A 21,886-nucleotide genomic window follows, 5' to 3' on the forward strand; every position below is an offset into this window, starting at 1 on the left:
CAAAAAAGTCTAAAGTATCTTGCTTTTTTTAAGCACTAAACCAACTGCGACTCTCTAAAAAGAGATCTTCTTTACTGATCGCTTCGCTATCGCTTAAAATAACGGCACGTTCGACGACCGAAATAAGCTCACGAATATTTCCCGGCCAACGATAGCTCATCAGCGACTCAATCGCTTCCTCGGAAAAATAACGTCTTGCAAGACCGTATTTTTGAATAACGCGTGCCAAAACCATCTCGTCGATCGGTAAAATTTCCTCTTTTCGTTGACGAAGCGGAGGAATTTCCACGGGAATCGTATTGAGCCTGTAATAAAGATCTTCTCGAAAACGTCCCTCTTTAATACTCTTTTTAATATCGGCATTGGTTGCGGAGACGATGCGTACGTCGATGGGAATTTCTTTGGTACCTCCCACGCGTACCATCACACGCTCTTGAATGACGCGAAGCAGTTTTGCCTGAAGCATAATCGGCATTTCGCCGATTTCGTCTAAAAAGAGCGTACCGCCGTTGGCAACCTCAAAATAGCCTTTTTTTTCGCTCGTCGCATCGGTAAATGCGCCTTTTTCATAGCCGAACAATTCGCTTTCTAAAAGATTTTCCGGAATCGCCGCCATATTGATCGCCACAAACGCGTTTTTTGCCCTCGGCGAATTCTTATGCACGTAATTGGCGAAAAGCTCTTTCCCTACGCCGCTTTCACCCAAAAGCAAGACACTCACGTCCGTTTTTGCAGCTTTTTTGGCGATATTCAACGCTTTATCCAACTCCGGAGAGGTAGCGACGAAATCGCCGTCGTTTTCGTTCGTATGTTCTGTTTTTTCAGGATTTTCTTTAACTTTCGTACGGATTTTATCATGGCGTTTAATCGCCTCGACTAAGGTCTCGATTTCAAAAGGTTTCGTTAAAAAATCTTTGACACCCAAACGTACCGATTCGATGGCACGACTGAGCGTCGCGTTACCTGTAATAACGATAATATCATATTGTCCGTCAAGTTTTTTGATAAACTCGATTCCGTCCATACCGGGCATATTGATGTCCGTTACGATCAAATCGACGTTTTGGTCAATTTTTTTAAGAGCATCGATCGCACTTTTGTACGTTGAAATTTTAAATTCTTCATACTCCCCAAGTGCTATTTCGAGGGATTTTCTCATATTAATATCGTCTTCTACAATCACAACATGCATATGCGGTATGTCCTAAAAAAGTTTTACCTAACCGCATTTATGGTAGCAAATTCATCTTTAAAGTCTACTGTAAAGCGCACCGGTTCGATGATTAATTCGATTCTATCTTGTTGATGTTTGAGGTTACGTTCGTTTAAGGAGAGCATGTGCGTCGAGAGTCGATAAAAACAGGGCAAAATCGTATCAAAATGCTTTCTAAAAAAAGCCTCTTTCGACAAGGTCGTATCGAAAAGTAGCGGAATCGTACATAAAAGAGTCGATTGCCCGTCATAAGGAACCATGACGGGCGCAATATTTTTTTCTTCGTAAACGACAAGACCGTTTGAGGTGGCGATTTTATACGAAAACCAAAAAAGATCGCCGCTAAAAAGTGCTTGCGTACCGAGTGCTATTAGTATGCAAAAAGTTCTTGCCACCTGCGTCCGCTCATGGAAACTTCCATTCTCACGCTATACAACCCGTCTTTAAACGTCGCATCCGTCACAACCGCATCTTTGATTAACGCATTGACTTGCGCTGTAACGCGAGAGTCGCGCAACATCGCGTCTCTGACGGTTTCGGTAGAGTTGATTTTTACGCCGTACAATTTCTCGCCGAGTTGACGATACCCGTCGGTAATCGCCGCACGTTTTGCTAAAGCAATCGCTTGTGCGGGAGAAACCGTATTTTGCGGTGCAATGCCCTCACCGTAAACGACAATCGATTTATCGCTATTAAAATCGTACAATGCCGCTTTGGGGTCTTTGACGGGTTCTTCTTTTTTCGCCGCACATCCCACGATCAGAAGCAATACACATAAGCTTGCCGTACATGTCACAAGTCTTTTCAACATAGCTACGCCTTTTTAGAATTTTTTAATGAAAAGCAACTACTATTCCACCTCATCGGTCGCTCCGGTTTCCTCCGAGAGTAAAGAAGCTCCGTTGTTCTCTCCGCCTTCTTCGTCAAGCATCTCCGTCTCTTCGTCTTCTTCTTTTGGACAACGTGCGATACTAGCAACCACGTCGCTTCCTTCGATCGAAACCACTTTGACGCCGCTTGTGTTACGTCCCGCTTTGCGAATCGTTTCCATATCGACGCGAATCATTTTACCGCTACTGCTTAACGCCATTAAATCTTTGTCTTCGTCAACGATAACGACACCGACTAAATCGGCCGTTTTCGCTGTAAGTTTCATAGCGATGACGCCTTTTCCGCCGCGATTTTGTAAACGATACTCTTCAGCGGTCGTTCGCTTGCCGATACCTTTTTCCGTGACGGTCAATAACTCTTCTTGATCGTTATAAATGACTGCCGCACCGACGACGCAATCGTTTTCTTCTTTAAAACGAATTCCCGTAACGCCTCTTGCGGTTCTGCCGATCTCTCGTGCGTCACTAACTTCAAAACGGATACACATCCCTTTTTTCGTAACGATAAAGAGGAATTGCGCCTCTTGCGTGACGATTTTTGCAGTTACTAAATTGTCGTCGTCGTCTAAAGTAATCGCACGTACGCCTACGGAACGAATGTTTTTAAATTCGCTTAAATTCGTACGTTTGATAATACCGTTTTTCGTAAAGAAGGCTAGAGATTTGGTTTCGTCAAAATCGGTCGTCGGAATAATCGCCATAATTTTTTCTTCGGCTTGAAGCTGAATAAGATTAACGACCGCCTTACCTTTTGCCGTACGGCTACCTTCTGGGATTTTATAGACTTTAAGCCAATAAAGCTGCCCTTTGTCCGTTACGAACATCAACGTGTCGTGTGTATCGGAGACGAAGAAACTTTCGATAAAGTCGTCGTCGTACGTCGTAACGGCGATTTTACCTTTTCCGCCGCGTTTTTGTTTTTCGTATTGTTTGAGCGGAACGCGTTTGATGTAGCCGCGGTGCGTAATAGTCACGACCATCGGCTCGTTCGCAATCAAGTCTTCCACGTCGATGTCGTCGTAGTCGTCTACGATTTCGGTGATACGTTTGGATTTGAATTTGTCTTTAAGCTCGATTAACTCTTCTTTAATCAAATCATTCAATAACGCTTCGCTGCGTAAAATATCGCTTAAGCGTTGAATCTCTTTGAGCAATTCGGCCAATTCGTTTTCGATTTTATCGCGCTCCAAGCCCGTTAAGCGTTGTAAGCGCATATCTAAAATCGCGCCTGCTTGTACTTCGCTTAAGTGAAAACGCTCGATTAAGCCCTCTTTCGCACTTTTCGTATCGGCACTGCCTTTGATCAATGCGATGATTTCGTCGATGTTGTCAAGCGCGATTTTCAGACCTTCTAAAATGTGCGCTTTAGCTTTGGCTTTTTCAAGATCGAAAATCGTACGTCGGATAATAACCGTCTTTCTGTGGCGTAAGAAGAGTTGCAGCAACTCGATAAGCGTGAAGATTTTCGGCTCTTTATTGTAAATCGCCAACAAAATAACGCCGAACGTTACTTCCATATTCGTCGATTTGTAGAGGTTGTTCAAAACGATGTCGCTCATCGCTTCGCGTTTAAGTTCGATTACCAAACGAATACCGTCGCGATCGCTTTCGTCTCGGATCTCGCTGATCCCTTCGATCATCTTTTCTTTCACGAGGGCTACGATTTGCTCGATCAAACGAACTTTGTTAACTTGATAGGGTAGTTCATCTAGAACGATAATGTCTTTGTTGCCCTTTTTCTCGATATGCGTTTTAGCACGAATTCTCACGCGACCTCGTCCGGTGCGATACGCTTCGATGATACCTTTTTTACCGAAAATGATACCGCTGGTCGGGAAATCGGGACCTTTGATAAATTCCATGATCTCTTCAAGCGTGGCTTCGGGATTGTCGATGAGCAACAAAAGACCGTCTAAGAGTTCGTCCAAACAGTGCGGAGGGATATTGGTCGCCATACCGACGGCAATACCGCTAGAGCCGTTTAACAGCAAGTTAGGAACGCGACTGGGCAAAACGTCCGGTTCGACCATACTGTCATCGTAGTTCGGTACGAAATCGACCGTATCTTTATCAAGGTCGCGTAAAAGCTCTTCCGCAAGCGGTGTCATACGCGCTTCCGTATAACGCATCGCCGCCGCGTTATCGCCGTCGATGGAACCGAAGTTTCCTTGCCCGTCAACCATCGGAATACGCATCGAAAAGGGTTGTGCCATACGAACAAGGGCGTCATACACCGCCGTATCGCCGTGCGGGTGATACTTACCGATAACGTCGCCCACGATACGCGCCGACTTTTTATACGGACTTCGAGACGATACCGCCAAATCGTTCATCGCGTATAAAATACGTCGGTGAACCGGTTTGAGACCGTCTCTAGCATCGGGAAGCGCACGCCCGATAATAACGCTCATCGAGTAATCGAGGTAACTCGTTTTAATCGACTCTTCGATGTTAATCGTTTTAATATCTTGGTTGGCATCAAAAATAGTATCCATTCATTAACCTTACAATATAAATTAATTTGATTATACTTTACTTTTCTTTTGTTTTCCATAGGGGTCAGGGCTAAACTTTTAACTTTTGAGGATTTTACTCACTCCTGCAACGCTTAAAATCAAATACCGTGCAATCTCGCTTTTACTGTAGCCATCCGCATAAGCTTTTTTGATAGCATCGTTACGTTCTGTTTTATGAGTCGCATAGGCAAAATGCATCGCAAGTTCTTTGACATGTAACGCAACAATCGCATCGTCTTCTTTTTTGTACCGCGTACGATGAAACCGTTCGATCGAAGAACGCTCGTTATCGCTTAAAGGAATTGCCAATAAGTTAAATAACTCCCCTGTAGGATAGTCCCTTAAAACAAAGGAATTTTGCAAAAACGCAGGAATCGCATCTTTTAAAATCGCATAAGTGGCGCAATAAGGATAAAGACCTATTTTAGAACTTATTCCGGCTTTAACGGGATTGTTTTCGATATACTTAAACAATGTCAAAAGATAGTTTTCATCCAAGACATACCACGACTTGAAGCGATCTTGCCATAGATGTCCTACGCGATTATGCCGCTTGTTAAAATACGAAGCGTACTGCGAATTGAGCTGACGCATCGCCGAGGAGAGATTTTCACGCTTGTTTTCAATTAAAAGGTGGTAATGGTTGTCCATCAGACAAAAGGAATGAATGTTGAGCTTGAACTCACGCGCAATACTTGCCATCAGCTCAATAAACTTCACTTTATCGTTTTCGTCTTCAAAAACATCGCTTTTAGCAACGCCTCGATTGTACACATGATGGTAGCCTAAATTTTCAATACGTAATCTTCGCGGCATAATGACTCTTTTTTTTGCTAAAATTATAACACGAAACGCTAAAAAGTAAAAAGTTTAGCCCTGACCCCTTTTGAAAGAAAACCGATGAATGAAACCGTTTTAAAAGTCGCAGTTATTATAGCGATCTTAATAATGTTTGTGCTTCTTTACGTCACGGGCATTGCCTTTGTCTTGAACCACTCGACGATGGGCACACTTTTTGTACATAAACTTGCCGCACTGGCGGTCTTAATACTCTTGGGTATTCATGCATACTTGCGACGCTGTACGATTCGAAGGCTTTTACAAGAGTGTATCGCTATCGCGCGTAACAAGCACATTCGCCATGAAGATAACGTCGAATTTTTAATCCGTAATACTAAAAATCAATCGTTTCATGAGCTCTGTACGTGGTTTGATTGTGATGCTTCTTTGCTCCGACAAAAGCTCTTAGAAAATCACGTTCTCATCCAACATACGGAAGATTCTCTCAAAACCATTGCCAAAGAGAACGATAAAGATTTGTATGAAATTTTTTTGCTGATGATAAAGCTACATGTAGAGCAAAAAAACGCCCTTTGTGAAGATTGACTCGATTTTAAGCAGATTATTACTATGATTAAAAATAAAATTAAAGGGCATGTATAATGAAAAAGTTAATACTGGTGCTATTATTAAACTCAATGATGTTTGGGTGGGATTGTAGTTATGTCACCAACTCAGCCAAAGTATCGGACGATCTAATATGCCGAAGAGCCGCTTATCTTGAGACTTTAATCCATACGGACAACTACCGAGATAACACAAGTTTTAGCGTCTCTCAATTAAAAAATGAAAAACATAGCGAAGTCGTACAACTTTTAATGCAAGAAGCCGAAACATGTTTCACTTCATGTATGAAAGCATTAAAATCACGAAAATAAAAGCTCTTTCAAGATGATTGGGAGCATACGCCTCCGGTCGTCTTTTTTAGCAACACACGCTTTGAACTCCAAACTCCGTATTTACCCTTCTTTGGCATCTGCCAACACCAGTGCAAACAAAACATTGACACCGTGCTTTTTGAGTGTCTCATGCGCCTCTTCCAACGTACTTCCCGTGGTGACGATGTCATCGATCAAAATAGCGTCTATTTCATCTTTACATGTAACACTAAAATCGCGTTTATGCGCTTGTCTGAAAGCTCTGCTTTTACCCGAATAACTCTCATGATTTTGCGCTCTTAAACTTCCGTACAGTGGCGTTAAAAAAGGGTGGGTAGCTTTGGCTAAGATGGCACTGTGCGAATAGCCGTGTCTGACATGATCGTCAATGGGAATGGCACAAATGCCGCTTGGAAGTTCAAAGGTTTTTAAAAATTCAAAGAAAGTGTGCTTTCCAAGTTGTGCGAAAATCTTTGCGCCGATGTAAGTGTGTTTGGTGTGAAGCAGTGGGGCTATGTCGTGATAGCCGTAGAAAGAATAGACCTTAAGTCCGCTCTCTAAAATCCTAAAAGCAGGTGTTGGGATTAAAATCGTTTGCAGACAGGTTTTGCAAAGCGGTTGCCAACTGAGCTTTAAACAAAGATGGCAACGCATGACATGTAAGAATCAGTCGATTTTAAGAATGGTCAAAAACGCTTCTTGCGGGAGTTGGACTTTCCCGATCGATTTCATACGCTTTTTACCCTCTTTTTGTTTTTCCAATAACTTTCGTTTACGGGTAATATCGCCGCCGTAACATTTCGCCGTGACGTTTTTTCCCATGGATTTGACGGTCTCTCTCGCGATGACTTTGTTACCGATGCTCGCTTGAATCGCCACTTCGAAAAGTTGTCTGGGAACGATCTCTTTCATCGCTTTGACAAAGTCACGCCCTCTGCTTTGAGCGCTGATGCGAGGTACGATAATCGAAAGGGCATCCACGACTTCGCCCGCCACTAAGACGTCGAGTTTGACCAGATCGCCCGCTTGATAGCCGATCGGCTCGTAATCAAAACTCGCGTATCCTTTACTGACCGACTTGAGCTTGTCGTAAAAATCCATCACGATTTCATTGAGCGGAATCTCATACTCCAAAAGCACACGCTCGGGACTCAAATAGTCCATCTTTTTTTGAAGCCCGCGTTTGTTGTTCATTAAAATAATGATATTACCTAAAAATTCACTCGGCGTTAAGACGGTTGCTTTGACATAAGGCTCTTGAATCTCTTCGATCTCGTTAACCGGCGGTAATTCGCTGGGATTTTGAATATCCAAGCTCGTACCTTTGGTCGTAACGACTTTATAAGTAACGGTCGGTGCGGTGGCAATCAAATCAAGATCAAACTCCCGCTCCAAACGCTCTTTGATGACTTCCATATGCAAAAGTCCCAAAAAGCCGACGCGAAAGCCAAAGCCAAGGGCGGCAGAGGTTTCTGGCTCGTATGAGATGCTTGAGTCATTGAGTTTGAGCTTATCAAGCGCATCTCTGAGTTCTTCAAATTTGTCGGTTTCAATCGGATAAAGTCCGGCAAAAACAAACTGTTTGACTTTTTTAAAGCCACCGACCGCTTCGGCGGTTTTGCGTTTGGCATCGGTAATCGTATCGCCGACTTGGACGTCGCCGACGTTTTTCAGACCCAAAACGACGATACCTACTTCGCCCGTTTTAATTTCGTTTGTTTTTTGCATCGCCAAAGGGTGCGGGTACATGAGATTTAAAACCTCGTGTTTTTTACCCGTTCCCATGACGTAGACTTCCTGTCCCTTGACGATCGTCCCGTCGTAAACGCGTACCAAAGCCAAAGCTCCCAAATAGTTGTCAAACCAACTATCGTAGATCAACGCTTTGGTCGGTGCATTTTCATCGCCCGTGGGGGCTGGGATTTTATCCACCAAGGTATCAAGCAGTTCTCTAATGCCGATACCGCTTTTTGCACTCACGCTTAACGCTTCAGAGCAATCGAGTCCGATGGTATGCTCGATTTCGTCTTTCACGCGCTCAGGATCTGCCGCGGGAAGATCAATTTTATTAAGAACCGGAATAATTTCTAAGTTATTTTCTAAAGCGATGTATACATTGGCAATCGTTTGGGCTTCAACGCCCTGAGAGGCATCAACCACTAAAAGTGCACCGTCGCTCGAAGCCAAAGAACGGCTGACTTCATACGAAAAATCCACGTGACCAGGAGTGTCGATAAGATTCAGAATATAGGGCTGGCCGTCTTTGACGTAGGTCAGACGTACGCTTTGTGCTTTGATGGTAATACCGCGCTCTTTTTCGATATCCATCGTGTCCATCATTTGCGTCGTCATTTCGCGTTCGCTGACCGCACCGCACTCTTGAATCAGACGATCGGCTAAGGTACTCTTACCGTGATCGATATGGGCAATGATTGAAAAGTTTCGAATACGACTCTGCATTAAATAAACAATCCGTTAACGCTTTCGTTATGGTACACACGACGAATTACTTCGGCAAATACCGGAGCAACGCTTAGCACTTTAATTTTTTCGCTCGCTTCTTTTAGAGGAATCGTATCGGTAACGATAAGTTCGTCCAACTCGCCTTTAGCTATTCGCTCATACGCAGGGCCGCTCAAAACCGCATGCGTACAACATGCCATCACGCTGGTTGCGCCTCTTTTTTTGAGCACTTCCGCCGCTTTGACGATCGTTCCCGCCGTATCAATCATATCGTCGACTAAAATGACGTCTTTACCGTTCACGTCGCCGATAATATTCATCACTTCCGATTCGTTAGCGCGTTCTCGGCGTTTATCGACAATGACCATATCGACGCCTAAGAGTTTTGCAAAACTACGCGCTCGCGCAACGCCGCCGATGTCGGGACTTGCGATAATAGGGCTTTTAAGGTTTTTAGCTTTAACGTAGTCGTTGAAGACAATAGAGCCGTAAAGGTTATCGACGGGAATATCGAAGAAACCTTGGATTTGTCCGGCATGAAGATCGATCGTGACAACGCGGTCGATTCCCGCCGTTTGCATCATGTTGGCAACGAGTTTTGCCGTGATCGGAACGCGAGGTGCAGCTTTTCTGTCTTGTCTGGCATAACCGAAATAGGGAACGACTGCCGTAATACTGTTCGCGGAACTGCGTCGTAACGCATCCGTCAAAATCAATAACTCCATTAAATTCACATTGGCCGGAGCACATGTAGGTTGAATGATAAAAACATCTTTCCCGCGAACGCTTTCGCTGATCTGTACGCTAATCTCACCGTCACTAAAACGTTTGATTTCAGCCGCCGACAAAGGGAGAGAAAGGTGTTTGGCAACGCGTTTAGCGAACTCGGGATTCGCCGTTCCGGCAAAGACTTTGTAGCCTCTCATAGTTGTGTATCCTTTAGCATCAAAAAAGTGTTTTATTCTATCTCAAAGGGACTTAAGAAAGCGTTAAGATTAAATTTTGCCGCATTAACATTTGCTTAACACTTTCATGCCATACTTTCAAAAGAGTTGTTGTAAAACTTTCTCTAATTATCCTAATCGGAGTCTTTTATGATTCGTTTACGCCGTTTAATCTCTTTTTGCATCGCTTTTTCGTTTCTAGCCATGAGCTATACGGGAATTTTACTTTTTATCGCACCCAAAGGCCGTGTCGCTTACTGGACGGATTGGCATCTTTTAGGCTTAGATAAAACGCAATACACGAACCTACATGTAAGCTTTATGATTCTTTTTTTAATAGGCTCGATCGTGCATATATACCTGAACGTGCCGGCGTTACTGAGTTACCTTAAAACGAAAGCATCAACGTTTTCGTTTTTCAATAAAGAGTTGTTACTGGCATTGGCGTTCAATCTTTTCTTTTGGGTCGGAACGCTCTATTTTTGGCAACCTTTCGATGCCTTTTTGGACTTTTCCGATCAGCTTAAGAACTCTTGGGAGCAAAAAGCGGATTCAAAAGCACCTTACGGTCATGCCGAACTTTCAAGCCTAGAAGAGTTTGCGATGCGTACCGGCACACCGCTTTCCCAGCTGGTGCAAACCTTAACCGATGCACAGCTTAAAGCCGTCGATCCTTCCAAACGTATTATCGATATCGCACAATCAAACGGTTACTCGCCCTCACAAATGTTCGGCTTGATGGCAAAACAAAAAACTGCTTCGTCATCGTTACAAGAAGGCGGCGGATACGGTCGATTAAGCCTTGAGGAGGCTTCCAAACGCCAAGGATTTTCGCTACCGCGTGCTCTTGTTTTTCTTCGCGAAAAAGGATTTGACGCACGTGAGACATCGACACTCAAAGAGATTTCGGACGCACTCAATACAAAACCTATGATGCTCTTAGAGCAACTTAAAACGCTAGAAAAGGATTCCCAATGAAACGTTTTTTATGGCTATGCGCCTTTGCCTCTTTACTCTTAGCCGCCGATACGACGCGAGGACCGATGAGCTTTGACGATTTCGATACCAACAAAGACGGAACACTCAATCAAGAAGAATTTGATGCGGCAAAAGCGCAACGTATGAGTGCAAGAGCCCAAGCGGGCGGAGGCATGAAAAATGCGGCGGATGCTCCCGATTTTGCTTATTTTGATATCAATCACGACGGAAAAGTAACCAAAGACGAGTTTCGTCAAAAACAGTTGGAACGGCTTAAAAACAGACGTAATTAACGCAAGAGGCGTCTTTACGCCTCTTGTTTACCCTCGACTGGAAATAAAAATTCCCAGCACAATCAATGCAAGCCCGAGAATTTTATACAGTGTCACACTCTCGCTAAAGAGAAAAACCGATGAGACAAACACCACGACAAAGGTGAGTCCCATAAACGGATAAGCGTAGCTCAGTTCAAACTTAGTCATCGCCGCCATCCAGCACAACGAGGCGACAAATGCGGAGATAAAGCCACTTAAAATAAACGGATCTAAAAAAAGTTTCAATAAAAAAATCAACTTTTCAGCAGACACATCGGGTAAATGACCGTGAAAAGGAATGCGCCATTTGATAACAAGCTGTCCGTAAACGGTGAAAAAAATTGTTCCAAAAATGTATAAATGCGCCATTAGCATGCACTCCATTGTTTTAAGACATCGCACACCGTTTCGATCTCTTCGTTGGTAATGCCATAATAAAGGGGTAAACGAATCAATCGCTCACTCTCTTTGGTCGTGTAAAGATCTTCACCAAACATGCGTCCAAATTTAAGCCCTGCTGGAGCACTGTGCAATGGAATATAGTGAAAAACAGCGCCGATATTGTGTGTTTTAAACTGCTCGAGTAAAGCTGTTCGTGTTTCCAAATCTTTCACTTTAAAGTAGAACATATGCGCGTTATGCACACATCCTTCAGGAATAAACGGAAGCTCAATCAATCCTTTTTTCGCCAAAGGTTCTAGCATTGTGTAATACGCTTTCCACGCATTCAAACGGTGGTTTTGAATCACATCCACCTCTTCTAAATTCCCCCAAAGGTACGCGGCTTGAAGTTCACTGGGAAGGTAACTGCTTCCGATGTCCATCCAGCCGTATTTATCGACCATACCTCTGAAAAATTGGCTACGGTTCGTTCCTTTTTCGCGAATAATCTCCGCACGGTGGAAAAAACGCTCATCGTTGATCAGTAAAAGTCCACCCTCGCCACCACTGGTGACATTTTTCGTTTCATGAAAACTAAAGGCACCCAAATGTCCGATGGTTCCTAATGGCTTTCCTTTGTAGGTGGCTTCAAACCCTTGCGCCGCATCTTCTACGACAAAAAGATTGTGACGCTTTGCAATATCCATGATGACATCCATATTGCATCCTACCCCTGCGTAATGCACGGGCACGATCACTTTGGTTTTCGGTGTAATCGCCGCTTCAATCAATCGCTCATCGATGTTCATCGTCTCAGGTCGGACATCGACAAAAACGATTTTCGCCCCACGCAAGGCAAAAGCATCAGCCGTGCTCACAAAGGTGTAACTGGGCATAATGACCTCATCGCCCTCTTTGATCTCCAAAAGTAACGCCGCCATTTCAAGTGCGTGTGTACAAGAGGGGGTTAAAAGCGTTTTAGCACATTTGTAACGCTCTTCAAACCATTGTTGTGTGCGTTTGCCAAAGGGGCCATCACCCGAAATTTTAAGGCTGTTCATCGCCTCTAGGACATATTTGTCTTCATTGCCTGTTCGTGGAGGTTTATTGAAATGGATCATTTGTTTACTCTTGAATAAGTTTTAGAGAGTTTTTGCAACTCTGTACACGCTTTCAAAGCAAAGCTTCTCAAGCTACGCTAACGCTGAGTTTTCCTCGGCGGAAAGCCCGCGCACCTTTGGTGCTTTAGTGACTACTTTTAAGAAAATTTTTGGCATTTTCGCCTTCATTGAAGATGAGATCGATCACACTCACACCATGTTCAAACGGTGGAAACAGTTGACGGTACTCAGCGTACCCACTGTAATCCATCCATTCAACCGCTATTCCTGCTTCCACAAAAATGGATTCATCCAAATAATCTTTTGCCGCAGGACCACTCAGATAGGTCGTGGCACCTAACTCTTGACATAACGCCAAAAGCCGCTCGCTTTTTCCTTCAGCCAAGACAAACTCTCTAGAATCACGAATCACCGTTTTGATCTCTAGCATTGCGCAGATCGCATCGATAAAATGACGATTGATCTCGCTAATCGTCTCCATCGTCGCATTCCTATACAACGCTTCAAAGGACTCTTTGTACGCTTTAAAATAAGGCGCTTTGGCATAACTTTGCGCGATGCTTCGCCAATGGTTCACGTTCCATTTGGCATCGGTGATTTTTGTCTCATTGATCTTTTGGTGCAAACTCTCCTGACGTACCGGAATACTGAGCCATTGAAGCCCGTTTTTCGTCTTAATTTTGTTGCGATTGCGCCAGTCGTTTTTAGTGTACTGCATATCATCGTACAAAACAAACTCGTCTACGCTGCCGATAATATCGAAATACCCTTTCCACGGGATATAATTCGATTGTAAAATAGCGATTTTTTTCATAAATTGATCGTTTCTTGAATAATATAAAGCGGTCGGCGTTTGACCTCGTCAAAAATCTTGCCGATGTAAAGCCCCGTAATGCCGATAATGGCAAACAGAAGTCCAAACATAAAAAACATCGACACCATCAAACTCGTCCAACCTTCAGCCGGTGTGTGGTAGAAGAAGTAGCGAATAACCAACCATCCTGCATAAAGCAAACTGGCAAAAGCAATCAAAAATCCCAGTTGAATCGAAAGCCTTAACGGTTTATTAGAATGCGAAATAATCGAATCGATCGCAAGATGAATTAATTTTTTGAGGCTATAGGACGATTTTCCGTAAGCACGTGCCGCATGATCGATGTCGATCTCGGTTTTTTTAAACCCGACCATTTGGGCAAAAAGCAAAAAGTCGCGACTGTGTTCACGGTAGCGATTGATCGTTTCCACCACTTTTCTCGCATAAATACCGAAATTAGCGATACTGTTATCGTGCTTGGTATCGGTAAAATACTCTAATATGCGGTTAAACGCGTATGAGCCGAAACGCTTAAACCAGCCGTCTTTGCGCTCTGTACGTCTGGCAAAAACAATATCGTACCCTTCGACGACTTTGTTGTAAAGCTTGCTAATTTCTTCGGGACGATCTTGTAAATCGCAATCCATCACGACGACCCATTCGCCTTTAGCATGATCGAGTCCGGCGGTAATTGCGTAATGCTGTCCGAAGTTGCGTGAAAGATTAATGCCCTTAACGCGTTCGTCCCTAGCGCATAGCATCACGATACGCTCCCACGAACCTTGAGGACAGGCATCGTTGACAAAGATAATTTCAAAATTGTCGCTGATAGGACTTAAGGTCTTCACCAAGCGATCGTATAACTCGAACAAACACTCTTTACATCCGTAAATAGGGGAAACAACGCTGATTTTTACAGACTCCACATGTAACCTTTATAGCAGGGATTAAGGAGCCGTCATTATACGCTTTTTCTTCCTAGCTTCCGCTTTAGTTCGCTTCACGTAAAGCGGATTTTTTTCGAAAACAAAAAAGGTATATTTGCCCAGCGTAAATTGTTCCAGCGGATCGGGCATATTAAAATCGCGTATCGCTCGGTACATGTCGTCTATATCTTCGGGGATAACCATAAAAAAGACTTTACCGTCGGTCGTATCTTTTTGGTACCATCTGTCGCTTGAGAGCCATTTAACCAGTTTCATGCCCTCTTTTTCGTCAAAGTCTATCGGACGAATATCGACCTCGCCGTCGCTAAAAACGGTATAAATATGCGAATCCCAATACTCGGCGTAGCCAAAATGCAACCCTCTGCTTTTGAGCTCTTCCACCAAAGCGATGCGCTCATCCACAATGCCGCGCCACTCTTTGGGCGAAACATACTGCCATGAAACGCCCAGCGCAATCGTAAGGCTGACGCTTAAAATCAGTTTCATAAAAAGCGAAAAAAAGCGCCACATAATAACGTTACAAATGAGCACCATCATAATAAAAGGCGAAAGATACCGTATGTTATTGCGTGCCGCCCATGCGTGTTCATGCAATGCCGTCGTAGAGTAAAGCACCAAAAGCAACGCAAAACCGACGTAAGAAAACAAAACGAAAAGTCGCTCGGTCGAGCTCATTTGGTAAAACGCTTTTTTGATGTGCAATGCCGGAATGACAAGCACAAACGGGAAGAGAACAAATTTTGCCAACGAGACGATGCCCTCAAGCGAAGAAGCTCGGACATTCGTTCCCCACTCCGAACCGATAAAATTCCACAACCCCAATAAAGCATGCGCGGCGTGAACCGGCAAATCCTCCAAAGGCACTAAAGGCGCGTTATTTGCGCCTCCCGCAAAATGTAAACTCTCCAAAAGCGTAAAATGGGTAATCGTCGCTCCCGTCATTACGGCACAGGCGAAAATAGAAATTGCGATGCGCTTGATCGAAAGCATACGCAACATCGCTCCTTTAAACGTACGAAGACTGTCGCGTGCAAAATAGACTAAAAGGGCTAACGCACCGAAAAACGGCGTGATGTAATAGACGAAAAAGCGTATCGGATTGGCAAGAACCAACAGATACAGCAAGATCATAAAGGCAATAAACGCTTTAATTTGCGTCCGCTTGCTAATGACATGCGGGCTCAATTTTCGGAAAATAAACATAAATGCGATCATAAAAATAAAATACCACGTGTACGCCGCTTCGCCGTAAAGTTCGCGTAAATACATCGGTGAATAGCCGATGCTGACGACTACTCCTCCCATCACGCTGGACGCTCGCGAGAGCATCAGCGAACGCAAAAAGAGGTAAATAAAAACGATCATAAAAACGCTAACTTCAAAAACGGTAAACGCATGGGCAAAATAGCCGTTTTTACCTGCAAGTACCCAAGGAATGACTAAAAGCTGCTTGTAGAAAACCCATAAATCATTATTGACGTACCACCAATGGCTTGGGAAAAAGCTCTCGGCCTGCACGATCTCTTCGGCCAAGATATTGGCGATTGCGGCATCGGAATTGAAAAAAGCGCGATAGGTTTTAAAAATATAAAAGCTAATTTCGTAAAGCGTAAAGCCTAAGAGCAACAATGCACCCAAAAAAGGGAGGTTTTTTTTCAAAAGCGTTTTATAACAGAGTTTGTGTGGAGGCATCGTTATTCTTGGTTCGATAAATGTTCAATCGCTTTTTTATAATAGCGACTCTCTTCCAAGCCTTCGGCTTTGAGAGCGTTCGTATACACGATCAAGCGTTCGTCGATTTGTTTGACGATTTCGTCAAAATCATCGGTTAGCGTAATTAAATTCACGTCTTCCTCTCGAATCACACGATTTTCGACCATCGTCGTTTTAATAAAATCATACAATTTTTCCCAATAACTTTTGCCGTACAAAAAGATACTGATCTGCGTAATTTTTCCCGTTTGCGTCAACGTCAAAGCTTCAAAAAGCTCATCCAGCGTTCCAAATCCGCCCGGAAAGATAACATACGAAAGTGAATATTTAATTAACATCACTTTCCGCACAAAAAAATAGTCGAAACTTAGATGTTTCGTCGTATAGCGATTGCCCGATTGCTCATGCGGAAGATTGATATTGAGCCCGATCGATTGTGCCGATTGAGCATCGAACGCACCTTTGTTCGCCGCTTCCATAATACCGTGCGATCCGCCGGTCACGATCGTGTACCCTTTTTTCCCGAGGCGATGAGCAAGGGCATAAGCTTCTTGATAGTAATGATGATCGGGATGAAACCTCGCACTGCCGAAAAACGTCACCGAAGGTCCTAAATCCTGCAATTCGTCAAAGCCTTTGACAAAATCGGACATAATGCGAAGCACGCTCCACTCGTTAGAGTGTTCGGTATCTTTAATATGGGAAGGTATTTTCATCATGCTGCGCTTATCGTAATTTTTCCAAGCGTTCGCGCTTCGTGCCGATTTCTCCGATTTGAACACCGAAGTTACCGTCGACGATCACGACCTCGCCCATAGCGATCAGCTTATCCCCGACCAAAATTTCCAGAGGATCGTTCGCCAATTGATCCAGCTCGATGACCGATCCGATGTCCATGCTTAAGACGTCTTTGAGCAACATCTTCTTTGAGCCGATACGCACGCGAATCGGGAGCTTAACGTCTTTAATCAACTCGATATTATTCAGCTCTTCTTGCGTCATTCCTCCCGAGGAGCGTTTCATTTCGGGTGTGGGAGCTTCTTCGAATAAGGAGACGCTCGGACTTTCTTTGGGAACGGTGACCGTCTCGCCGATGAGCGGTGCCAACTCGTGCGTAATCGCAAAAGAGATGACATCATGCGAATGGTGAATTGCCAAGTGGTAGATAAACAGTTTTTCAAACGCTTTAAAATCGACTTCTCCCGTGGCGTCGATATACTCGACGTTATCGATTTCAAACTCAATTTTAGGCATATTTTTTTGACTGCCCAAAGAGCGTGAAAACGCACTTAAGATATTCGAGACGATCTCTTTAATCGCATCGAGGTCTTCTGCGTCCATCTCCTCCTTTTCGTTTCCTTCTCCGCCGAGCATCATATCGCCAATAGCCGTAGCAATCGAAGTCGCAACGGTCACGCGCATCTGTCCGTGAACTTGACCGCCAACCGTGACATCGAGCTTTGCTAAAGGCGGACTCAATTTTAATTTGCTTTCGCCGTTTTCTTCTTTATTGAGTTCAACCGTAGGGGCAACGCCGGTAAGTCCTTCGATCGTCGATACGATCTCTTGCTCCAATAACTGTACGAATGTTGTATTCACGTTTTTCCCCTATGCCTATATTTGCGTTTCAAACGACGATATTTTTGATTTGCGGATCTGTTCCAACTCTTCAAGCGCACTTTTAATTTCGTCTTTATCGGTACGAACCAACTCTTCGATTTTAATCGATTTTCGAAAACGGTGCAAGCCGATTTCGGCTAAGAAAAGCTCTTTTTTATCGATCATAACGATCGCCTTATCGTCTGCGGCGCGATCGAGACGGATAATATCGCCTTTTTTAAGATCCAAAAGTTCTCCGACGCTTAGTTCCGCTCTGCCGATAATCGCCTCGTTAAAGACTTCCGCACGCGAAATCAAGGTATTGAGCTCTTTGTTGCGGCTCTTTTTGGCACTCGTTTCGCCAAGCATAATATCGCGGTTTGCCAAACGCGATAAAATCGGTTCAAGGTAAATAACGGGATAACAAAGGTTGATCATACCGCTGGAGTTACCTATGATAATTTCCATAACAACCATAATGACGATTTCGTTTTGCGAAACGATTTGCACGACGTTGGGACTGGACTCTTTGGTTTCGACGGTAGGATACATGTCGGTAATCGGAGCCCAACCCTCTTTTAAACGTTGCATGATAATGCGTAAAATCGCATCCAAAAGATTGAGTTCGATATCGGTAAGCTCTCTGGTCGCCTCATACGCTTCGCCCATGCCTCCGAGCAATCGATCGATCATCGGAAACGCGATGGAAGGGTTAATCTCGATAATACAATTGCCGTCAAGCGGTTTAATCGAAAAAACGTTAAAACTCGTCGGACTCGGGAGCGACATCAAAAATTCGCCGTAGGTCATCTGATCCACCGAGTGAAGTTGGATTTCGACGATACTTCGCATAATAGACGAAATCTGCGATGCCAAGTTTCTCGCCATTTTGTCGTGAATACCTTTCACCGCGCGTAATTGTTCTTTTGAAACGCGGTTTGGACGTTTAAAGTCGTAAAGAATGACTTGTTTCGTCTCGCCGGTATCGCCTTCACTAATCAGCGAATCGCCGTCTTCCTCGACAACTTCTAAAAGGGCGTCGATCTCTTCTTGACTTAAAATATCAGCCATGGTATAGTCCCAACCGTTCTTTAATCTTCGCTAAAAGCTTCTTATGAATCTGAGAAATTCTCGACTCGCTGATCTCCAATATTTCGCTAATCTCTTTTAAATTGAGCTCTTCAAAATAGTACAGTTGAATAATCATCTGCTCTCGTTCGCCAAACGTCGATAAAATAGCGTGAACCATCTCTAAAAGCTGGTCTTTTTCGACTTTTTGCGCCGTATCTTCACCGGAAAGTACCGTGATTTGTTCATTCAGCGACATGACCGAAACAATCATGGCACTGTTGCGCGCTTCGGCGATTTTTTCGATATCTTCGTTTAAGATCTTTGCCAAATAAGCATCGTCGGGTTCTTCACCGTGCTCGCCTAAATAAGCGGTAATTTCTTGATCGACCAGTTTAATCAAACGTCGATTGGAACGGCTCATCGTATCCAAAGAGCGTAAAAAATCGAGCATCGCTCCGTAGACGCGTTTTTTTCCGTAGCCCCAAAAGGAGTCGTTTTGCTCTTTATCGTAACGACGCGAAAGTTTAATCATCTCTTCGGTGCCGATCGAAATCAAATCGTTCACGTCCACTGAAGAAGGCAGGCGTTCCCTTAAGCGATACGCCATCGCTCTGACCGCGGGAAGGTACTGCAAAACAAGCTCGTCTTGCTCTTTTTTTAAATTTTGACTGTACGGGTTAGGCTGCTTTTTTAACGTAGGATTCATGACTCTCCGTTGAGCCTTTCACGAGCTTTTCATACTGTTGGTTCATCAAATCGATACCGCTTAATAAATTATCCATAATTTTTTCCCTGTCCTCAAGCTCATGGATAAAATAATCCCCGATCTCTTCATGATCTTTTTTATTAAAAATATAGGTGCTCAATCGATCAAAATCAAAGAAATTCATAATGGCAACATGAATAATCAAATAAAACGTCAGCGTAATCTCCAAGGTGTAAAAGAGCATCTCCTCGGGTTCGCTAAAATTTAAAATTGAAAACGCCAAACCGATAAAAAACCCGCACACGGTAAAAAAATAGATAAAATTGTCTGATTTGACCATGCCCAACCTTTGTGAAATGTATCTAAAATTGCTCTATAATACGCTTAAAGAAGCTTCCGAAGCTTTTATTCGTATCACTTTGAAGCACTTTTCGTTCCAATTTATACACCAGATTATTGACGATACGCTTCATATCCAAAGACGCCAACGAATTGGGTGCGTCGTTGGTAAACAGCGTGCGTTGTTTAATGCTCTTTGAGACGATTTTATCTTCGGGGAGTTTTCCGATCAGATTTAGTTTTAATCCGTTGCCGATATTGGCTTGAGCGACTTTATTAATCTTATCAAAAACGAGTTGCGCCTCTTTTTCGCTCTTAACCATATTTAAAATCAGATGAATATACGATTGGGTTTTACTCGTAATTTTAATCGTCGCGTACGCGTCGGTAATCGCGGCAGGATCGGGGACGGTTACGACGATGACTTCGTCGGCGGCTTCAAGAAAAAGCTGAATATGCTCTCCGATACCCGCTCCCGTGTCGATAATCATAAAATCCAAATCATCAAGCACTTTTGTCTCTTCCAAAAAACGTTCGAATAAAAACTGTTCGGAATACTTCAGAATCTCGTCACCGCTTTCTCCGGGAATCAAGATAAGATTCTTTTTAATCGGAACGATGACGTCGTTTAAAGAGCATTCGCCTTTGAGTACATGTAAGATATTTTTATCGATACGCACGTTTAAAATAACGTCCAAATTCGCAAGACCGATGTCGGCGTCGAAAAGCCCGACTTTATAACCGTTATTGGCTAAAATATTTGCCATATTGGCGCTGATAGTGCTTTTACCTACGCCTCCTTTACCGCTCGTGATCGCGATAAATTTCGTGCGGCTTGCCGCTTCGCCGCTTGATGCCGCACCGACGAGCTCTTGAAGTTTATTTGCTTGCGTTTGCATGTTCACCTCTTTTTTTCTCAAAACCGTCTAAAATACACTCGACTAAAAAATCGCTGGAGGCGGGAACGATATCGTCTGGAACCTCTTGCCCGATCGAAAAGTAACTCACGGGCTTGTCGATATCGTAGATCAAAGAAAAAATCGTTCCAAAAACTTTGGTTTCGTCGAATTTGGTAAAAATAAGCGTGTCGATCGTTAAAAAGGAGAAGTTATGATAAATCTCTTTGAGGTCTTCGAGCTTGCTTCCCGCGGAAAGCACTAAATTGACGTCGATTTGAAGATCGCTTTTTTGAAGAAACGTGTTGAGCTTCATTAATTTTTCTTTATCGTACTGCGAACTTCCGACCGTATCGATCAAAATGACGTCGCAATGGCTGAGCGACGAAAGCGCTTGGTTAAAATCGTTCGGTTCTACCACGTCTTCGATCGGCAAGCGCATCATTTTAGCGTATTGAAAAAGCTGTTCCACCGCTCCGATTCGATAGGTATCAAGCGTTATAATGCCGACTTTGGCGCGTTTTTCCTGAATATACGAATAGCGCGCCGCCAACTTGGCGATCGTTGTCGTCTTTCCCACGCCAGTAGGTCCGACGAACATCATAATGCGCTTGCTTCCTTTGGGAAGCTCGGTTTCCATACGTACGGGAATCAATTTGCGAAGCAAAACTTGAAAATAGCGTTTAATTGTCTCGGAACTGTTTTTCATACGACTGGGCATATGTTCCAACGTCAAATTCATAATATTTTCAAGATGATCTTCGCCCATGCCGCTGGTTTTGGCAAGTTTATAAATTTCGGCAAACTCGGAGGGAATCGCCAAATGATTGCGATGGTGCGCTTTTTCTTCCCAAAACATCTCTTGAATCAACTTGATTTTATCGGCAAGTTTAGTAATCTCGCTTTTAATTTCGCCGATGCTTTCGATATTTTGAGCTTTATCGACGGCTTTGGAGGAGCTGCCGAAACTTCCCGTATCGCCCGTTGCTTGGGCGATTTGAGAAATCTGTTTCGCCGCCTCGGAGAGGCTCAACAATACGTCCTCGCCGCTTTTGTATTTTGACTCGATCTTAGGTTCTGACTTTTGCACTGGAAGCTGTTCTTCGTCCACCGCGACCACCACTTCGTAAAGTGCGCTCGTACTAATCGTCTTTTTGCGCAGTTGTTTGGTGCTGATGACTAAAGCATTCTCGCCGCACTCACGTTGAGCGAGTTTGAGTGCTTCTGCCGGTGTTTCACCGCTAAACGTATGAAATTTCACCC

Annotated in this window: 23 protein-coding genes; 3 read left to right on the forward strand and 20 right to left on the reverse strand. The window is 43.8% G+C overall.

Going from position 1 to position 21,886, the window contains the following annotated elements:
• Positions 1-28 precede the first annotated feature (28 nt).
• The 5 genes from NL930_RS11640 to NL930_RS11660 form a co-directional block, all read right to left on the reverse strand.
• On the reverse strand, positions 29-1,192 hold the full coding sequence (locus NL930_RS11640; protein ID WP_254376780.1) for a sigma-54 dependent transcriptional regulator: 1,164 nt from the start codon (positions 1,190-1,192) through the stop codon (positions 29-31).
• Positions 1,193-1,215: 23 nt separating this feature from the next.
• Positions 1,216-1,608 carry a hypothetical protein gene (locus NL930_RS11645; protein ID WP_254376781.1) on the reverse strand — a complete coding sequence of 131 codons (393 nt, stop codon included), beginning with the start codon at positions 1,606-1,608 and terminating at the stop codon, positions 1,216-1,218.
• Positions 1,584-2,024, reverse strand: a complete 441-nt coding sequence (locus NL930_RS11650) for an LPP20 family lipoprotein (RefSeq protein WP_039672072.1) — start codon at positions 2,022-2,024, stop codon at positions 1,584-1,586. The genes NL930_RS11645 and NL930_RS11650 overlap by 25 nt, the downstream gene beginning before the upstream one ends.
• A gap of 39 nt (positions 2,025-2,063) precedes the next feature.
• Positions 2,064-4,598 (reverse strand): DNA gyrase subunit A, encoded by a 2,535-nt coding sequence (gene gyrA / locus NL930_RS11655; protein ID WP_254376782.1) that lies wholly within the window; start codon positions 4,596-4,598, stop codon positions 2,064-2,066.
• Positions 4,599-4,676: 78 nt separating this feature from the next.
• Positions 4,677-5,435, reverse strand: a complete 759-nt coding sequence (locus NL930_RS11660; RefSeq protein ID WP_254376783.1) for a transposase — start codon at positions 5,433-5,435, stop codon at positions 4,677-4,679.
• An 84-nt stretch (positions 5,436-5,519) separates the two neighbouring features.
• Here NL930_RS11660 and NL930_RS11665 point away from each other — a divergent pair, with 84 nt between their 5' ends.
• The gene (locus tag NL930_RS11665; RefSeq protein ID WP_254376784.1) at positions 5,520-6,005 is read left to right on the forward strand and encodes a hypothetical protein; all 486 of its coding nucleotides are present in this window, start codon (positions 5,520-5,522) and stop codon (positions 6,003-6,005) included.
• 413 nt (positions 6,006-6,418) lie between these two features.
• On the opposite strand, the gene NL930_RS11670 is transcribed toward NL930_RS11665, so the two are convergent.
• The 3 genes from NL930_RS11670 to NL930_RS11680 are packed head-to-tail and all read right to left on the reverse strand — an operon-like array spanning position 6,419 to position 9,726.
• Complete coding sequence (locus NL930_RS11670) at positions 6,419-6,991, reverse strand: ComF family protein (RefSeq protein WP_254376785.1); 573 nt, start codon at positions 6,989-6,991, stop codon at positions 6,419-6,421.
• A gap of 12 nt (positions 6,992-7,003) precedes the next feature.
• The gene (lepA, locus tag NL930_RS11675) at positions 7,004-8,797 is read right to left on the reverse strand and encodes a translation elongation factor 4 (RefSeq protein ID WP_254376786.1); all 1,794 of its coding nucleotides are present in this window, start codon (positions 8,795-8,797) and stop codon (positions 7,004-7,006) included.
• A complete protein-coding gene (locus tag NL930_RS11680; protein ID WP_039672066.1) occupies positions 8,797-9,726 on the reverse strand; it encodes a ribose-phosphate pyrophosphokinase in 930 nt (309 codons plus the stop codon). Before NL930_RS11680 ends, lepA begins: the two co-directional genes overlap by 1 nt.
• Before the next feature lie 168 nt (positions 9,727-9,894).
• Between NL930_RS11680 and NL930_RS11685 the strand changes: the two genes are divergently transcribed.
• Entirely contained in the window at positions 9,895-10,722 is an 828-nt protein-coding gene (locus NL930_RS11685; protein ID WP_254376787.1) for a DUF4405 domain-containing protein, read from the forward strand.
• On the forward strand, positions 10,719-11,015 hold the full coding sequence (locus NL930_RS11690) for an EF-hand domain-containing protein (RefSeq protein ID WP_039672064.1): 297 nt from the start codon (positions 10,719-10,721) through the stop codon (positions 11,013-11,015). The genes NL930_RS11685 and NL930_RS11690 overlap by 4 nt, the downstream gene beginning before the upstream one ends.
• Before the next feature lie 27 nt (positions 11,016-11,042).
• Here NL930_RS11690 and NL930_RS11695 read toward each other — a convergent pair whose 3' ends face one another.
• The 12 genes from NL930_RS11695 to flhF all read right to left on the reverse strand — a co-directional run bounded on the left by NL930_RS11695 (position 11,043) and on the right by flhF (position 21,884).
• A complete protein-coding gene (locus tag NL930_RS11695; protein ID WP_254376788.1) occupies positions 11,043-11,405 on the reverse strand; it encodes an EamA family transporter in 363 nt (120 codons plus the stop codon).
• Positions 11,405-12,538: a dTDP-4-amino-4,6-dideoxygalactose transaminase gene (gene rffA, locus NL930_RS11700; RefSeq protein ID WP_254376789.1), complete on the reverse strand. Its 1,134-nt coding sequence runs from the start codon at positions 12,536-12,538 to the stop codon at positions 11,405-11,407. Before rffA ends, NL930_RS11695 begins: the two co-directional genes overlap by 1 nt.
• Before the next feature lie 124 nt (positions 12,539-12,662).
• Positions 12,663-13,352: a WbqC family protein gene (locus NL930_RS11705; protein WP_039672061.1), complete on the reverse strand. Its 690-nt coding sequence runs from the start codon at positions 13,350-13,352 to the stop codon at positions 12,663-12,665.
• Positions 13,349-14,278 carry a glycosyltransferase gene (locus NL930_RS11710; RefSeq protein ID WP_254376790.1) on the reverse strand — a complete coding sequence of 310 codons (930 nt, stop codon included), beginning with the start codon at positions 14,276-14,278 and terminating at the stop codon, positions 13,349-13,351. Before NL930_RS11710 ends, NL930_RS11705 begins: the two co-directional genes overlap by 4 nt.
• Before the next feature lie 21 nt (positions 14,279-14,299).
• Entirely contained in the window at positions 14,300-15,991 is a 1,692-nt protein-coding gene (locus NL930_RS11715) for a hypothetical protein (protein ID WP_254376791.1), read from the reverse strand.
• Between the two features lie 2 nt (positions 15,992-15,993).
• Positions 15,994-16,794 carry a TIGR00730 family Rossman fold protein gene (locus NL930_RS11720; protein WP_254376792.1) on the reverse strand — a complete coding sequence of 267 codons (801 nt, stop codon included), beginning with the start codon at positions 16,792-16,794 and terminating at the stop codon, positions 15,994-15,996.
• The gene (gene fliY / locus NL930_RS11725; protein WP_039672057.1) at positions 16,739-17,611 is read right to left on the reverse strand and encodes a flagellar motor switch protein FliY; all 873 of its coding nucleotides are present in this window, start codon (positions 17,609-17,611) and stop codon (positions 16,739-16,741) included. The genes NL930_RS11720 and fliY overlap by 56 nt, the downstream gene beginning before the upstream one ends.
• A 15-nt stretch (positions 17,612-17,626) precedes the next feature.
• Positions 17,627-18,682, reverse strand: a complete 1,056-nt coding sequence (fliM, locus tag NL930_RS11730; RefSeq protein WP_039672056.1) for a flagellar motor switch protein FliM — start codon at positions 18,680-18,682, stop codon at positions 17,627-17,629.
• Positions 18,675-19,388, reverse strand: coding sequence for an RNA polymerase sigma factor FliA (locus NL930_RS11735; RefSeq protein WP_039672055.1), 714 nt, complete (start codon positions 19,386-19,388; stop codon positions 18,675-18,677). The genes fliM and NL930_RS11735 overlap by 8 nt, the downstream gene beginning before the upstream one ends.
• The gene (locus NL930_RS11740) at positions 19,360-19,728 is read right to left on the reverse strand and encodes a hypothetical protein (RefSeq protein WP_039672054.1); all 369 of its coding nucleotides are present in this window, start codon (positions 19,726-19,728) and stop codon (positions 19,360-19,362) included. The genes NL930_RS11735 and NL930_RS11740 overlap by 29 nt, the downstream gene beginning before the upstream one ends.
• Before the next feature lie 22 nt (positions 19,729-19,750).
• Positions 19,751-20,626, reverse strand: a complete 876-nt coding sequence (locus tag NL930_RS11745; protein WP_254376793.1) for a MinD/ParA family protein — start codon at positions 20,624-20,626, stop codon at positions 19,751-19,753.
• Positions 20,607-21,884 carry a flagellar biosynthesis protein FlhF gene (gene flhF, locus NL930_RS11750; protein WP_254376794.1) on the reverse strand — a complete coding sequence of 426 codons (1,278 nt, stop codon included), beginning with the start codon at positions 21,882-21,884 and terminating at the stop codon, positions 20,607-20,609. The genes NL930_RS11745 and flhF overlap by 20 nt, the downstream gene beginning before the upstream one ends.
• Positions 21,885-21,886 lie beyond the last annotated feature (2 nt).

This window comes from Sulfurospirillum sp. hDNRA2 (assembly GCF_024206095.2).
Lineage (GTDB): Bacteria > Campylobacterota > Campylobacteria > Campylobacterales > Sulfurospirillaceae > Sulfurospirillum.

What these genes read in the sequence shown, in the direction of transcription:
- NL930_RS11660 (WP_254376783.1), bottom strand. Translation starts at nt 5,435, where the DNA reads ATGCCGCGAAGATTACGTATTGAAAATTTAGGCTACCATCATGTGTAC.
- NL930_RS11685 (WP_254376787.1), top strand. Translation starts at nt 9,895, where the DNA reads ATGATTCGTTTACGCCGTTTAATCTCTTTTTGCATCGCTTTTTCGTTT.
- gyrA (WP_254376782.1), bottom strand. Translation starts at nt 4,598, where the DNA reads ATGGATACTATTTTTGATGCCAACCAAGATATTAAAACGATTAACATC.
- NL930_RS11745 (WP_254376793.1), bottom strand. Translation starts at nt 20,626, where the DNA reads ATGCAAACGCAAGCAAATAAACTTCAAGAGCTCGTCGGTGCGGCATCA.
- rffA (WP_254376789.1), bottom strand. Translation starts at nt 12,538, where the DNA reads ATGATCCATTTCAATAAACCTCCACGAACAGGCAATGAAGACAAATAT.
- NL930_RS11650 (WP_039672072.1), bottom strand. Translation starts at nt 2,024, where the DNA reads ATGTTGAAAAGACTTGTGACATGTACGGCAAGCTTATGTGTATTGCTT.
- NL930_RS11715 (WP_254376791.1), bottom strand. Translation starts at nt 15,991, where the DNA reads ATGCCTCCACACAAACTCTGTTATAAAACGCTTTTGAAAAAAAACCTC.
- NL930_RS11740 (WP_039672054.1), bottom strand. Translation starts at nt 19,728, where the DNA reads ATGGTCAAATCAGACAATTTTATCTATTTTTTTACCGTGTGCGGGTTT.
- NL930_RS11695 (WP_254376788.1), bottom strand. Translation starts at nt 11,405, where the DNA reads ATGGCGCATTTATACATTTTTGGAACAATTTTTTTCACCGTTTACGGA.
- NL930_RS11670 (WP_254376785.1), bottom strand. Translation starts at nt 6,991, where the DNA reads ATGCGTTGCCATCTTTGTTTAAAGCTCAGTTGGCAACCGCTTTGCAAA.
- NL930_RS11705 (WP_039672061.1), bottom strand. Translation starts at nt 13,352, where the DNA reads ATGAAAAAAATCGCTATTTTACAATCGAATTATATCCCGTGGAAAGGG.
- lepA (WP_254376786.1), bottom strand. Translation starts at nt 8,797, where the DNA reads ATGCAGAGTCGTATTCGAAACTTTTCAATCATTGCCCATATCGATCAC.
- NL930_RS11690 (WP_039672064.1), top strand. Translation starts at nt 10,719, where the DNA reads ATGAAACGTTTTTTATGGCTATGCGCCTTTGCCTCTTTACTCTTAGCC.
- NL930_RS11680 (WP_039672066.1), bottom strand. Translation starts at nt 9,726, where the DNA reads ATGAGAGGCTACAAAGTCTTTGCCGGAACGGCGAATCCCGAGTTCGCT.
- NL930_RS11735 (WP_039672055.1), bottom strand. Translation starts at nt 19,388, where the DNA reads ATGAATCCTACGTTAAAAAAGCAGCCTAACCCGTACAGTCAAAATTTA.
- NL930_RS11640 (WP_254376780.1), bottom strand. Translation starts at nt 1,192, where the DNA reads ATGCATGTTGTGATTGTAGAAGACGATATTAATATGAGAAAATCCCTC.
- NL930_RS11665 (WP_254376784.1), top strand. Translation starts at nt 5,520, where the DNA reads ATGAATGAAACCGTTTTAAAAGTCGCAGTTATTATAGCGATCTTAATA.
- fliM (WP_039672056.1), bottom strand. Translation starts at nt 18,682, where the DNA reads ATGGCTGATATTTTAAGTCAAGAAGAGATCGACGCCCTTTTAGAAGTT.